Annotated in this window: 11 protein-coding genes and 1 tRNA gene; 8 read left to right on the forward strand and 4 right to left on the reverse strand. The window is 59.5% G+C overall.

The features are described from left to right. Window positions 1-3 precede the first annotated feature (3 nt). From yihA to rpmH, 4 genes are read right to left on the reverse strand one after another with little or no spacing between them, the layout of a single operon-like run. Window positions 4-657 carry a ribosome biogenesis GTP-binding protein YihA/YsxC gene (gene yihA, locus CFBP6623_RS00300; RefSeq protein ID WP_046799364.1) on the reverse strand — a complete coding sequence of 218 codons (654 nt, stop codon included), beginning with the start codon at window positions 655-657 and terminating at the stop codon, window positions 4-6. Further along, the gene (gene yidC / locus CFBP6623_RS00305) at window positions 654-2453 is read right to left on the reverse strand and encodes a membrane protein insertase YidC (RefSeq protein ID WP_046799365.1); all 1800 of its coding nucleotides are present in this window, start codon (window positions 2451-2453) and stop codon (window positions 654-656) included. Before yidC ends, yihA begins: the two co-directional genes overlap by 4 nt. Continuing rightward, complete coding sequence (gene rnpA, locus CFBP6623_RS00310) at window positions 2453-2836, reverse strand: ribonuclease P protein component (RefSeq protein WP_046799366.1); 384 nt, start codon at window positions 2834-2836, stop codon at window positions 2453-2455. Before rnpA ends, yidC begins: the two co-directional genes overlap by 1 nt. Window positions 2837-2872: 36 nt before the next feature. After that, window positions 2873-3010: a 50S ribosomal protein L34 gene (gene rpmH / locus CFBP6623_RS00315; RefSeq protein WP_003493611.1), complete on the reverse strand. Its 138-nt coding sequence runs from the start codon at window positions 3008-3010 to the stop codon at window positions 2873-2875. A 352-nt stretch (window positions 3011-3362) separates the two neighbouring features. Here rpmH and CFBP6623_RS00320 point away from each other — a divergent pair, with 352 nt between their 5' ends. The 8 genes from CFBP6623_RS00320 (at window position 3363) to CFBP6623_RS00360 (ending at window position 12981) form a co-directional block, all read left to right on the forward strand. Further along, window positions 3363-5390: a methyl-accepting chemotaxis protein gene (locus CFBP6623_RS00320; RefSeq protein ID WP_046799367.1), complete on the forward strand. Its 2028-nt coding sequence runs from the start codon at window positions 3363-3365 to the stop codon at window positions 5388-5390. 250 nt (window positions 5391-5640) lie between these two features. Continuing rightward, a complete protein-coding gene (locus tag CFBP6623_RS00325; protein WP_052760228.1) occupies window positions 5641-7059 on the forward strand; it encodes a sensor histidine kinase in 1419 nt (472 codons plus the stop codon). A gap of 217 nt (window positions 7060-7276) precedes the next feature. Next, window positions 7277-7353, forward strand: a tRNA-Arg gene (locus tag CFBP6623_RS00335). 536 nt (window positions 7354-7889) lie between these two features. Continuing rightward, window positions 7890-9035: an ABC transporter ATP-binding protein gene (locus CFBP6623_RS00340; RefSeq protein WP_167379168.1), complete on the forward strand. Its 1146-nt coding sequence runs from the start codon at window positions 7890-7892 to the stop codon at window positions 9033-9035. After that, entirely contained in the window at window positions 9032-9958 is a 927-nt protein-coding gene (locus CFBP6623_RS00345) for a carbohydrate ABC transporter permease (RefSeq protein WP_080842363.1), read from the forward strand. The genes CFBP6623_RS00340 and CFBP6623_RS00345 overlap by 4 nt, the downstream gene beginning before the upstream one ends. Continuing rightward, complete coding sequence (locus CFBP6623_RS00350) at window positions 9958-10779, forward strand: carbohydrate ABC transporter permease (protein ID WP_046799371.1); 822 nt, start codon at window positions 9958-9960, stop codon at window positions 10777-10779. Before CFBP6623_RS00345 ends, CFBP6623_RS00350 begins: the two co-directional genes overlap by 1 nt. Before the next feature lie 41 nt (window positions 10780-10820). Beyond that, window positions 10821-12113: an ABC transporter substrate-binding protein gene (locus CFBP6623_RS00355; RefSeq protein WP_046799372.1), complete on the forward strand. Its 1293-nt coding sequence runs from the start codon at window positions 10821-10823 to the stop codon at window positions 12111-12113. Window positions 12114-12180: 67 nt separating this feature from the next. Next, on the forward strand, window positions 12181-12981 hold the full coding sequence (locus CFBP6623_RS00360; protein WP_062654285.1) for a phosphodiesterase: 801 nt from the start codon (window positions 12181-12183) through the stop codon (window positions 12979-12981). Window positions 12982-13172 lie beyond the last annotated feature (191 nt).

Raw genomic sequence — 13172 nt, forward strand, 5'->3', positions numbered from 1 at the left:
CTCTTACAGCGAGACGGTTCTGACGATCTCGGCGCGCAGGCTGTCCAGCCCGAAGGATTTTTCCGACGACGTGGCGAGAACTTCAGGATAGGCGGCGGGGCGCTTGCGGATTTTCTCCAGCGTCTCGCCGATCAGTCGGGGGACACCGACGTCCTTGATCTTGTCCGTCTTCGTCAGCACGACCTGATAGGAAACAGCCGCCTTGTCGAGCAGGCTCAGTACCTCTTCGTCGTTCTTCTTTATGCCATGGCGGGAATCGATCAGCACGTAAACGCGCTTCAGTGTCGCGCGGCCACGCAGATAGTCGAAGACAAGCTTCGTCCAGGCATCGACATGGTCCTTTGGTGCCTGCGCATAGCCGTAACCTGGCATGTCAACCAGCGCCATCGGCGGCAGGTCGCCCGGCTCGCCGGAATAACCTTCCGGAACGAAATAGTTCAGTTCCTGCGTGCGGCCGGGCGTGTTGGAGGTGCGGGCAAGTCCCTTGTGGCCCACCAATGCATTGATGAGCGAGGACTTGCCAACATTCGAACGTCCGGCAAAAGCAATCTCCGGCGGACCTTCGGGCGGCAGGAATTTCATCGCGGGAACGCCGCGAATGAATATCCAGGGTCGCCCGAAAAGGGGCTTTTCGGTTGCCGGGCCGGTTTCACTCATTTCGATTGCACCGGCTTTCGCTTGAACAGCCCTTTGAGATTATCGAACAGTTCGATCTTGGCGCCGTGACGCTTCATGATGAGGGCCTGCTGCGAGATCGACAGCGTGTTGTTCCACGCCCAGTAGATGACCAGACCAGCCGGGAAGGAAGCCAGCATGAAGGTGAAGATCAGCGGCATCCAGGTGAAGATCATCGCCTGTGTCGGATCGGGCGGCGTCGGGTTCATGCGCATCTGCAGGAACATCGTGATGCCCATGATCAACGGCCAGACGCCGATCATCAGGAAGTGCGGCACGTCGTAGGGCAGAAGGCCGAACAGGTTGAACAGCGATGTCGGGTCGGGCGCGGAAAGGTCATGGATCCAGCCGAAGAACGGTGCATGCCGCATTTCGATGGTGACGTAGATGACCTTGTAGAGCGCGAAGAACACCGGGATCTGCAACAGCATCGGCCAGCAGCCGGCCACAGGGTTGATCTTCTCTTCCTTGTAGAGCTGCATCATCGCCTGCTGCATGGCCATGCGGTCATCGCCATGCTTGGCCTTCAGCTCTTCCATCTTCGGCTGTACGCGCTTCATGTTCGCCATGGAAGCATATTGCTTGCTGGCCAGCGGGAAGAAGAGCGCCTTGACGACGATGGTGGTGAGCAGGATCGCCACGCCGAAATTGCCGAAATAACGGAAGAAGAAATCCATCATTTTGAACATCGGCTTTGTGATGAAGTAGAACCAGCCCCAGTCGATCAGAAGGTCGAACTTCGGAATGGAATATTCGGTTTCATAACGGTCGACCAGCGGCACTTCCTTGGCGCCGGCGAAGACAAGGCTCTTCAGCTCGATGGACTGGCCGGGTTCGACCGTCATCGTGTCGCTCTTGAAATCGGCCTGATAGCTCGGCTGATTGCCCGTAATGTGCGAATAGCGGGTTTCAAACGGCGTCGTCTGCGGCGGAACGATGGCCGCGGCCCAGTATTTGTCGGTGATGCCGAGCCAGCCGCCGGTCGCCTTGGCAACCGTTACCGGCGCCTCTTCAACGTCCTTGTATTTCTCTTCCGTCAGGCTGCCGTCTTTGCCGGAGACACCGAGAAAGCCTTCATGGATAACGAAGACGGGCGGGATCGCCGGCTTGTTGTTGCGCGTCACGCGGCCGTAGGTGGCAAAGGAAATAGCCGCCTGACCGGGGTTCTCGACCTTGTCGGCGACCGAGATCATGTAATGTGGGTCGATCGACACCGTACGGGAGAAAACGACGCCCTTTTCGTTGGTATAGGTGAGCGTGACGGGTGTGGTTTCCGTCAGCTTGTCGCCGCTCGCAAGGGTCCAGACCGTCGTCGGGCCGGGAACGCCGCCGACTTCCGCAGCGCCGACGTAACCAAGCTCGGTGAAGTAACCGTCCTTGGTATCGGAGGGTGAAAACAGTGTGATGATCGGGCTCGAGTCATCGACGGTCTCATGGTAGCCCTTGAGCCGGATGTCATCGAAACGGGCGCCGGTCAGGTTGATCGAACCGGCAATGGCGTTGGTGTCGATGGCGACGCGCTGGGTCTTGGCGATCGCTTCTTCCCGGCTCGCCGTGGCGGCGGCCTGCGTGGAGGATGCGGGCGGTGCGCCTTCTACGGTTGCGCCGGGTGCGGCACCGGGTGCCGGCTGTTGCTGCGTCGTCTGCTGCTGCGCCTGGCGGGCCTCTTCGGCGCGGCGCTGCTGCTCGATGCGCGGATTCATGTAAAGGAATTGCCAGGCGAGGACGATGACAACCGAAAGGGCTATCGCGATGAAGTAATTGCGGTTCTTTTCCATCATTCTTTCCTGGAGCGGGTCTCCTGGGACCGTTTCGGTTTCGCCGTTCCTTCAATGCGCTCGGTAAGGAGAGACTGAAGTTTCGGGAAGGCCGTACTGAGCACGTCCCTGCGGGCGACAATCACATAGTCATGACCGGGCTTCATTGCGACCCCGGCAGAAAGCCTGACGGCTTCCTTGAGACGGCGGCGCATGCGATTTCGCTCGACCGCGTTGCCTTGTTTTTTTGTTACGGTAAAACCGACCCGTGGTTCGGTTTCCGGGGTCTTCCGATCAAGCACTTCCAGAAGAAAGGTGCCTCCCCGTCGTTTTTCCCCTGCCTGAACGGCAAGAAACTCCGACCGGTTTTTAAGCCGGCCGGGGTGTTTTTTAGTCTCGCTCATGTGCCCGCGACTTTCATCGGGCCACAGGCTCGGCAATTAAGCCGACAGACGTGCGCGGCCGCGCGCACGGCGGGCTGCGAGAACCTTGCGGCCGCCAGCGGTAGCCATGCGGGCACGGAAACCATGACGACGCTTGCGAACAAGCTTGGACGGTTGGTAGGTACGCTTCGACATTTATTTAATACCGCGGTGTGCGGCCCTTCTTGAATTTGCAATTATTTGCAAGAGCGTTTCGTTTTTTGCACGGCTAACCCCGCCTGGGCGAGCTTTCAATGGCCGAGCGTGCGCGGCTTATAAGGGCATAGGCCGAACAAAGTCAATTGCCGAAGGGGTTTTCGCGGTTCACCTTTTGCGGAAAACGCACCGCCATCTCCTTCGCCGACTGCCAATAGAGATTGATTCCAACGGGCAATCGGTAAAATCCGAAATTCTTTCTTAACGCAGCATTGATAAATGTTGTGATGCGAAAAGTTATGCCAGCTTCCTGTTTTCCGTCGTGCGGCTGGCTTGTGTTGGGGGAACGAAATTGAGAATTCGCGGTCGTATCAATCTTCTTGTCGGGCTGATGAGCCTCGTGGCCTGTACTATCGGTGGACTGTCCATCTATGCGGTCAGCGAATTCCGGGTGCGTACGGTCGCATATGAAAAGGCGGCAGAGCGCGCCTATAAGGGCGAGGCGCTCAACCGGCTGGTCACCGCGGTTGTGATGGAGGCGCGCGGGGTTTACGCCGCCCCCGATATCGCAAAGGCCGCCCCCTTCGCGGATGGCATCGTCAAGAACCTTGACGCCATGGAAAAGCTGATCGGCACATGGACCCCTCTCGTTCCGGCGGAACAGAAGGCGGCCTTTGATAACCTCTCCAGCCGCTTCAAGGAATTCAAGGCGTTCCGCCTGGAAACCGCGCGGCTTGCCCGCGAGGCCAGCCCGCAGGCGGCCAACCTGCAGGGCAACAACGACGCGAACCGGGCCAACCGCAAAGCCTATCAGGCGGAAATCGATGCAGTCGTAAAGAATGACATTGCCGAACTTGAGGCAGTCAAGGCCGGCATCGACGGTTTTGTAACGACGACATTCTGGCTGGTCATCATCGTCACCGGCAGCGGCATATTGGCCGGCGCGGCCTTCGGTCTTTATATTGGAGCCCGGCAGCTGAGCGCGCCCATCCGCAGGGTTTCGGAAGTGATGAACGCCGTGGCTGACGGAAATCTGGACGCGGATGTGCCTTATCTCGGCCAGAACGACGAGATCGGTGAAATGGCGGCGGCCGTTGAAGTCTTCAAGAAGAACGGCCGCGAAGTGCGCCGCATGAACGCCCAGGAAACCGCCATGCGCGCCAAGAGCGACGATCTTCAGGCCGGCATGGCCATCGTCGTCGATGCGGCTGCGGGAGGCGATTTCAGCCGCCGCATCAACAAGGATTACGGTGACGAAAACCTCAACCGTTTCGCTGCAACGATCAACGCGCTGCTCACCGGGGTAGATAATGGCGTCTCGGAGACCAGCCGCGTCATCGAAAGTCTGGCACGCGGCGATCTGACGGAAAAGATGGACGGTGAGTTCCGCGGCGTGTTTGCCGAACTCCAGGCCAACGTCAACCAGACGCTGTCCAAGCTGCGGGAAACGATGCGCGAGGTGCGCAGCAGCACGGAAGGCATCAGCGGCAACGCAAACGAATTGCGCTCGGCGGCCGACGATCTGTCGAAGCGGACGGAACAGCAGGCCGCCGCGCTGGAAGAGACGTCCGCCGCGCTGGACGAGATCACCGCCGTCGTTCGCAATTCCACTGATCGTGCGCAGGAAGCCAGCACCATGGTGGCCGAGACCAAGCAGAAGACGGAAGAATCCGCCAGTGTCGTGCGCGATGCCGTCTCCGCCATGGATCGCATCGAGCACGCTTCCCGTGAAATCAGCCAGATCATCAACGTCATTGACGAGATCGCCTTCCAGACCAACCTTCTGGCGCTGAATGCGGGTGTGGAAGCTGCCCGCGCCGGCGAGGCGGGCAAGGGTTTCGCCGTCGTCGCCCAGGAAGTGCGCGAACTGGCGCAGCGTTCCGCCACCGCCGCAAAGGACATCAAGGCGCTGATCACCAAATCCGGTCAGGAAGTGGGACGCGGCGTATCGCTGGTGCAGAAAACCGGTAGCGCGTTGAACGAGATCGAGACCCGTGTTCTCGCGATCAATGACCACATCCATTCGATTGCCACTGCAGCGCGGGAACAGTCCACCGGCTTGCACGAGGTCAATACGGCGATCAACCAGATGGATCAGGTAACGCAGCGCAATGCCGCCATGGTGGAAGAAACGTCGGCCGCAACCCACAAGCTGAGCAATGAAGCGGGACATCTCGTGACGCTGGTGTCGCGCTTCAAGGTTGGCGCTGAGGATGCTCCGCACCACACGCGGATCGAGCAGCCGATGCGACCCGTGGCGGTATCCGGCAGAGCGGCGGCTGTCGCTTCTCCGGCCCGCAAATTGATGAACAGCGTCAGCCGCGCCCTCAATGCCCAGCCGGCCGCCACACCGGCGCATGGCGACTGGCAGGAGTTCTGAGAAAGCCGATCTGCGTTTCTCGTGAGACCCGCTATCCGTAAAACGCCGCCTTCGGGCGGCGTTTGTTTTTTGCGCCGATGAAAACGTTTATTTTGCAGTGCATTGGAAAAATGTCAGTTAGGTCCTATTATCATGCGTGCATATAAACCGAGCCGTTCAACCGAAGCGGCGGCGCGCATAGGATCAGGGCCAGGTGTTATCTAAAGGCGTAGACAGCTTGGACCGCACGGAGGACAATCCGGTGCACTGCATGCCGGGATTGACCGCTGGTCTTTCGGGGCGCCTGCTGTTGCTCACGGTCATTTTCGTGATGATCGCCGAAGTACTGATCTTTGTGCCTTCCGTCGCCAATATGCGTCTGTCATGGCTGCGTGACCGCCTGAACACGGCGGCTGCCGCCGGCGCGGTGATTGACGGCTTGCAGGCTGAATTGCCACGAAGCGTGCAGAACGACACGCTGATGGCAACCGGGGCAAAGCTTATTGCGCTGCGCAAGGACGGCACGTCGCGCCTGCTCGCGGTGGCGGAAACGCCACCCGGGGTGGACGAGCAATATGATCTTTCCGATGTTTCACAGCTGGCGGCGGTTCGGGATGCGTTTTCCACATTGCTGTTCGGCGGCAACCGCATCATCCGCGTTTTCGATGTCGTCGGCGACAGTGACACCATCATCGAGCTGGTGCTCGGCGAAAACAAGCTGCGGGCAGCCATGCTCGCTTATGCGCGCAATGTGTTCCTGATCTCTATCGTCCTGTCACTCATCACCGCCGGCCTCATCTTTATCTCCATCAACCGCATCATGATCCGGCCCATACGCCGGTTGACGCTTGGCATGCAGCATTTCTCGGAAGATCCCGGCAATCCGGAGCGCATCTTCGTGCCCGAGGAAGGGACCGATGAACTGGCGGTTGCGGGGCGTCACCTCGCCGACATGCAGACGGAACTGCAAAAAACGCTCAGGCAACAGAAGAACCTCGTTGATCTCGGCCTCGCCGTTTCGAAGATCAACCACGACATGCGCAACATCCTCTCATCCGCGCAGCTCATGTCGGACCGGCTGGTGGATGCCAAGGATCCGATGGTCCGCAGTTTCGCTCCGAAACTGCTGCGCACCATCGACCGCGCCGTGGCCTATACGGGTGAAGTTCTGGCCTATGGGCAGGCAACGGAGGGCGCCCCAAAACGCAAGACGGTCCATTTAAGCCTTCTGGTTCGGGATGTGCGCGATATTCTGGCGCTTGAGCCGGAAAGCGGCATCGAGTTTCATGACAGCGTGCCCAGCGATCTGACCGTTGACGCGGATGCCGAGCAGCTGTTCCGGGTGATCCACAATCTCTGTCGCAACGCCGTTCAGGCCCTGCAATCGGATGCGACAAATACCGTGCCGCGACATCTGTCCATTGCTGCTCAAAGGGCCGGCAGCGTCGTCAGCATCGTCATCGACGACAACGGGCCGGGAATGCCGCGTAAAGCAAAGGAGAACCTGTTTTCCGCTTTCCGCGGATCGGCCCGCTCCGGCGGCACGGGCCTCGGCCTCGTCATCGCCCGCGAACTGGTGCTTGCCCATGGCGGCACCATAGCACTTGTCGAGAAGCCCGGCCCAGGCACGCAGTTCCGCATTGAGATCACTGACCGCGCCGCCACTGTGCAGGCGGCCAGAACCGCCTGAAAATTCCCTGAGCCAACGGCCCTCAGTCATCGGCGCGCCCGCTGGAAAAAGGGCAGTGTGCACCGCTTCGAAAACGGCCTCTATGGAATTTCTTTTGTAATCAATGAGATAAATGAATTGCTGCGGAAAAATGACAATTTCGAAACGAAATCGCTTGCAATCGGAATGAGGACGTTTTAGAGGATCGCCACGCCACCGGAAACGACCGGAACGGCACGCACCCGTAGCTCAGCTGGATAGAGCACCAGACTACGAATCTGGGGGTCAGGAGTTCGAATCTCTTCGGGTGCGCCATTTCTCTTCCCATAAAACTTTAGATAAGACCCAAGTCAATCGTTGCTGTGGCGCAGCCTCATCCGCATAGTTTGGCTCCGCATGAGCGCTGCCATTCTTGCATCGGCGACGAGGCTCTGCGCGCCCAACAAACTTCGAATCACTCGAAGTCTCTGGGTCACCAGATGGCCCAGAGTAAAAGTCATGTTGGAAGCGGACACGTTTGCGGGTTCGATTTCGAGACATCACGACTGCGCCGCCTCTGCAATTGAGGTGCGGCATGGCAGCGGCGAGATTTTAGCCAAAATGAGGTCGCTTGTGATTCCCGCCATGGCTTTAGGAGCTGAGTGCTCCAAGGCGGTTTTAAGCCGAGAAATGCCAGCTTCGCATATTTGGGAATAAACCCCTACATATTAGTGGTTTTGGTGAAAGCCCGTATTACAACGCTTGGCGGTGAGCCGGGTTTGCCTGGCTTTTTGATGTCACCGAACTTTCCGCAAACCTTCGTCATATTGTCATACAATATAAGCATATGCGCTCCAGAAAAGGAGCGCAGAATGACGCCACAATCACTTGAGCTTTCAGGAATCGGCAAAGGCTTCGGGGCTGACGATGTTCTGAAAGAGATCGATCTCTCCATCCGTCCCGGGGAATTTTTGTCCCTCGTCGGCATGTCTGGCTGCGGCAAGTCCACGCTGCTGCGCATCATTGCCGGGCTGGAGACGCCGGATCGCGGTTCGGTATCGATCGGCGGGCAGGACGTGACGGAGATTGATCCGAGCGACCGCAATCTGGCGATGGTTTTTCAGTCCTACGCGCTTTACCCCCATATGAATGTCCGCCAGAACATCGCGACGCCGCTGCGTATGCGGCGTTTGCCGTTTGCCGCGCGTCTGCCGCTGATCGGACGCATGATGGCGCCGGCCGAAACATTGCGCGATATCGACGCCGCCGTCGAACAGGCGGCCGAGACCCTGCAGATCGCGCATCTGCTGGACCGCAAACCGGCGCAGCTTTCCGGTGGTCAGCGCCAGCGTGTTGCGCTCGCCCGGGCGCTGGTGCGCTCGCCTGCCGCATTCCTGATGGACGAGCCGCTTTCCAACCTTGATGCCAAGCTTCGCGCCCATATGCGCGAGGAGCTGGCCGGGCTGCATCGGCGGCTGGGTGCAACCTTCATCTACGTCACCCACGACCAGATCGAAGCCATGACCATGTCCGACCGCCTCGCCTTGATGTCGGAAGGCCGGATCGAGCAGCTCGGTACGCCGGATGAGCTTTACCGGAAGCCTGCAACGCTGACCGTCGCTCGCTTTATCGGCACGCCGTCGATCAATCTGCTGCCGGTCGAAATCGATACGCTCGGCAAGATCACCGCTTTCGGTCGTGATCTGGGCATCGACACGGCAGTTCGCGACGCTGGCCCCGCGACCCTCGGTCTGCGCGCCGAAGATCTGCGTCCGGGTGCCGAAGGTTTTGCCGTGCGCGTGGTCCGCAGCGAAACCCACGGGGCGGATCGCTTCGTCAGCTGCCGTCTTCTCAGCGACGAGACGGTCGCCATCACCCTGCGTCAGGGTGCGGGCGAGGCACTGGAGGCCGATGCGCATGGCGTGCTGAACCTCGGTTTTACCCCGGAAAGCGCTCATCTTTTTGCCGCCGATGGCCTGCGCCGCAAGACGACGGTGCGTGAACGGGTGCCGGCATGACGGTTGTTGATGCTTCCATGACCGCGCGTGCCAAATCCCGTCCACGCCTGTCCAAGGCGGACCGGCGGATGATCTGGCGCGGCCTGATGTTTGCCGCCCCTGCAAGCCTGCTGCTTCTAGCCATCTATGTTGTTCCGATGCTGGTTCTCGCCGGGTTTTCCGTCACGGATTACCAGCTCGGCGCGCTCTCCACGCGCTTCGTCGGCCTCGGCAACTTCGTAAAAGCATTTCAGGACCCGGTTTTCCTGCGTGCGTTGACGAATACCGCCATCTACGCGGTCATCGTCATCCCCTTCGGCGTGTTTCTGGCGCTTGGCGTGGCCCTGCTCGTCTATAATCGCAAGCGCAGCCGTGCCTTCTGGGAAGTCGCCTATTTTCTTCCCGTCACCGCAACCCTCGTCGCCATGGCGACCGTGTGGCAATTCCTGCTGCACCCTTCGCTCGGCCCGGTGAATGCCGCGATCAAATGGCTGGGTTTCGAACCCGTCGCCTTCCTTTCCAATCCCGTCCTCCTCATTCCCACCATGGCGCTGATCGGCATCTGGCAGGTTCTGGGCTTCAACGTGGTGCTGTTCCTTGCCGGCCTTACCGCCATTTCGAAGGATCTGCATGAGGCGGCGCGGCTAGACGGTGCAAAGAACCCCATAGACCGGTTCCTGACGGTGACATGGCCAATGCTTGGGCCGACGACCATGTTCGTGGTGGTCACCACCTCCATCTCGGCCTTCAAGGTATTCGAGACGGTCGCCGTGCTGACCAAGGGCCGCTTCGGTTCGGAAACCCTGCTGTTCGATCTTTATCTTGAGGGTTTCGAATATTCCAACACCGGTTATGCGGCGGCGCTGACCATTATCTTCCTCGCAATCGTGCTGGTCCTGTCGATAGGCCAGACGCTGCATATGGACCGGAAGGTGCATTACTGATGGGCGCTCTCCGCAAATATTTCCCGCATCTGGTCCTGGCGCTCGGCGCATTCGTGATGCTCCTGCCGTTTTACTGGATGATGCTGACGTCGATCCGCTCACCGGCGGAAATATTCAACGTCTCGCTCTGGCCGATCCCGGAAAAATTCGACGCGGTGGAAAACTATGCCCGGGCTGCGGGACAGGTGCCGATGGCGCGCTTCATGCTGAACGGCGTCATCGTCTGCGTCGGCATCCTCATTGTTCAGGTGCTGACCTCGGTTCCGGCGGCCTATGCACTGGCGAAGCTCAGGTTTCCGGGCCGCAAGCTGCTCCTGGGTCTCGTCATCGCGGCGCTCTGCGTGCCCATTCAGGCGCTGGCGCTGCCGCTTTTCGTCGGGCTGGCGAAAACGCAGCTCCTCAACACCTATTTCGCAATGATGATGCCGTTCTTCCTCTCGGTCTTCGCAATCTTCCTGTTCAACCAGTCCTTCCGCAGCTACCCGGATGAAATCATCGAGGCGGCACGCATGGATGGTTTTTCGGAAATGGAAATTTGCTGGGGGCTCGTCCTGCGCGGCTCGCTGCCTTCGCTCGCCGCTTTCTCGGTCTTCTCGCTCGTCGCCCACTGGAACGACCTTTATTGGCCGATGATCGTGGTTTCCGACACCAATCTCGCCCCGCCGCCGCTCGGCATGATGTTCTTTGCCGACGTCGAATCCGGCGCCAATTACGGTGCGCTTATGGCGGGCGCCACACTGATTACCGCGCCGATGGTGCTGTGCTTCCTCCTCGCACGGCGGCACTTCATCGCCGGTATTACCATGACCGGCGTCAAGTGACGCCGTTCACACTCCTCCTCCCAACCTCTCTGGAGACTGATATGAAACTCAACCGACGCGCTGTGGTGAGCGGTCTGGCACTCGGCATGGCTTTTGCAGGCCTTGCACAGCCGGCTCTGGCCAATGAAATCACGCTGAACGTTCTCTACAACCTGCCGGGCTTCACCAAGTTCCATCAGCCGTTGGCCGATGAATTCATGAAGAAGAACCCGGATGTGAAGATCAACTTCCTTGCCCCGGCCGCCGGTTACAACGAAGGCCAGCAGCAGGTTCTGCGCTCTGCCGTCACTGGCAATCTGCCCGATGTTTATTTCTCGGGTTACAACCTGACGGCGGAACTGGTGCACACGCTCGCACCGCGCAACCAGATCACCGATCTCGGCCCGTTCATCCAGGCTGAAGGCGGTCAGGCCTTCCTCGACAAGAACTACAGCCCGAAGATGGCCGCTCTCGGCCAGATCGACGGCAAGCAATACGGCCTGCCGGTCAACGCGTCTTCGCCGATCATCTACATCAACGCCGACCTCGTCACCAAGGCTGGCGGCGACCCGGACAAGATGCCGACGACCTTCCCGGAACTCATCGCTCTCGCCAAGAAGATCAAGGCTCTCGATGCCAAGTTTGCCGGCATGAGCTACGACATCAACGGCTGGCCGGATGACTGGTTGTGGCAGGCGCTGGTCTTCGAACAGGGTGGTAAGCTCGTTGACGAAAAGACCAAGACCGTTGCCTTCGACAATGAGATCGGTCTCAACGCCCTGAAGATGGCCCGCCAGTTCGTCACCGAAGGTGGCCAGAACCTGCTCGACTGGGACCAGTCGCGCCAGCAGTTCGGTGCAGGCCTCACCGGCTTCATCTTCTCGACCCCGGCCCATGTTCAGACGATCCAGGGTCTGGTTGGCGACCGCTTCAAGCTGAAGACGGCGACCTTCCCGCTCGACAACAAGGAAAAGGGCGGCGTGCCGACCGGCGGCAACTCTGCCGTTATCCTGACGCAGGAAAAAGCCAAGCAGGATGCTGCCTGGAAATACCTGAAGTGGATCACCGGTCCGGAAGCGCAGAACACCATCGTTCGCATCACCGGTTACCTGCCGACCAACAAGCTGGCAACCGGTCCGGACTTCCTCGCTCCCTATTATGTCGAGAACCCGAATGTGAAGACCGCTTCGCTGCAGGCCGACCGTTCGCTGCCTTGGGCCGGTTATCCGGGTGGTGATTCCGTCCGCATCTGGCGCACACAGCGCGACATCATCGGCACCGTCATGCGCGGTGAGGTGACGCCGGAAGCCGGTCTCAAGCAAGTTGTCGAACAGACCAACGCCCTGCTGAAATAAGCAGATCCCCTGAAAGAGGCTGCGGGGAAATCCGTTCCCGCAGCCATTTTGTGCAGAAAGACCTGTTATGAAGATCATCCAGATCACCGACACCCATCTCGTACCGCCCGGCATCGCTGTAAACGGCGTCGATCCGGAAAAGCAGCTGCGCGCGGCGGTGGCCGATATTGTCGAAAAACATGCCGACGCCGATCTTCTTGTCATGACGGGCGATCTTTGCAACTACGGCGAGCCGGAAGCCTATGAACTGCTGCGCGATATTCTCGCGCCCGTCTCCGTCCCCGTGCGGCTGATGCTTGGCAACCACGACCGACGTCCGGAATTCGTTGTAGCTTTCCCGGAACAGCCGCGCGACGACAATGGCTATATCCAGTCATTCATCGATACCGAATTCGGCCGCCTGCTGTTTCTCGACAGCCACGAAGCGGATGTCATCGGCGGCAGGTATGGCGCGGATCGTCTGGCATGGTTGGAGCGTGCGCTGGAAAGCGCGGGCGAACTGCCGGTCACGGTGTTCATCCACCACCCGCCGATGGATTGCGGCATCCGCCATTTCGAACATATCGGCATGCATGATGATGGCGCCATCATGCGCCGCCTCGCGGCTCACCCGGCCGGTGTGCGTCATATCATCTTTGGTCACATCCATGTGCCTATGGCTGGTACGACGTCAGATGGCATAGCCTACAGTTCCGGTCAGGCCTGCGCGCATCGTTTCATTACCGATATCGATGTTCTCGATCCACTTTGGACGGGTGGCAACCCCTGTTACCGGGTCATCACGACAGGTGCATTTGGTCTGCGCGCCTATGATGCCGAAGTGGGGCAGGTTGTCCTCGGTCAGGCACCCATCTGTAAAGGCCCCTGATCACGGGCGATTTTTGGCGATATGACGGGGCGGTTGCCCGCCTCATCATATTTCGCCGCCGATACGATGCTACGGAAGCTCTCCGATTGGCGAGGCGGCGATGTCGCGAAGACCCCGCGGCCTGTAGCGCCGATGCACCACTTGCGGTTTCCTGAGCGAGATTTGATGGACTAAGGCCATGGTCCCGATCG

The sequence above is a fragment of the Agrobacterium tumefaciens genome, assembly GCF_005221385.1.
GTDB classification, from domain to species: domain Bacteria; phylum Pseudomonadota; class Alphaproteobacteria; order Rhizobiales; family Rhizobiaceae; genus Agrobacterium; species Agrobacterium tomkonis.

Coding starts and splice junctions, on each gene's coding strand:
- yidC (WP_046799365.1), bottom strand. CDS start 2,453: ATGGAAAAGAACCGCAATTACTTCATCGCGATAGCCCTTTCGGTTGTC.
- CFBP6623_RS00325 (WP_052760228.1), top strand. CDS start 5,641: ATGCCGGGATTGACCGCTGGTCTTTCGGGGCGCCTGCTGTTGCTCACG.
- yihA (WP_046799364.1), bottom strand. CDS start 657: ATGAGTGAAACCGGCCCGGCAACCGAAAAGCCCCTTTTCGGGCGACCC.
- CFBP6623_RS00350 (WP_046799371.1), top strand. CDS start 9,958: ATGGGCGCTCTCCGCAAATATTTCCCGCATCTGGTCCTGGCGCTCGGC.
- CFBP6623_RS00345 (WP_080842363.1), top strand. CDS start 9,032: ATGACGGTTGTTGATGCTTCCATGACCGCGCGTGCCAAATCCCGTCCA.
- rnpA (WP_046799366.1), bottom strand. CDS start 2,836: ATGAGCGAGACTAAAAAACACCCCGGCCGGCTTAAAAACCGGTCGGAG.
- rpmH (WP_003493611.1), bottom strand. CDS start 3,010: ATGTCGAAGCGTACCTACCAACCGTCCAAGCTTGTTCGCAAGCGTCGT.
- CFBP6623_RS00340 (WP_167379168.1), top strand. CDS start 7,890: ATGACGCCACAATCACTTGAGCTTTCAGGAATCGGCAAAGGCTTCGGG.
- CFBP6623_RS00355 (WP_046799372.1), top strand. CDS start 10,821: ATGAAACTCAACCGACGCGCTGTGGTGAGCGGTCTGGCACTCGGCATG.
- CFBP6623_RS00360 (WP_062654285.1), top strand. CDS start 12,181: ATGAAGATCATCCAGATCACCGACACCCATCTCGTACCGCCCGGCATC.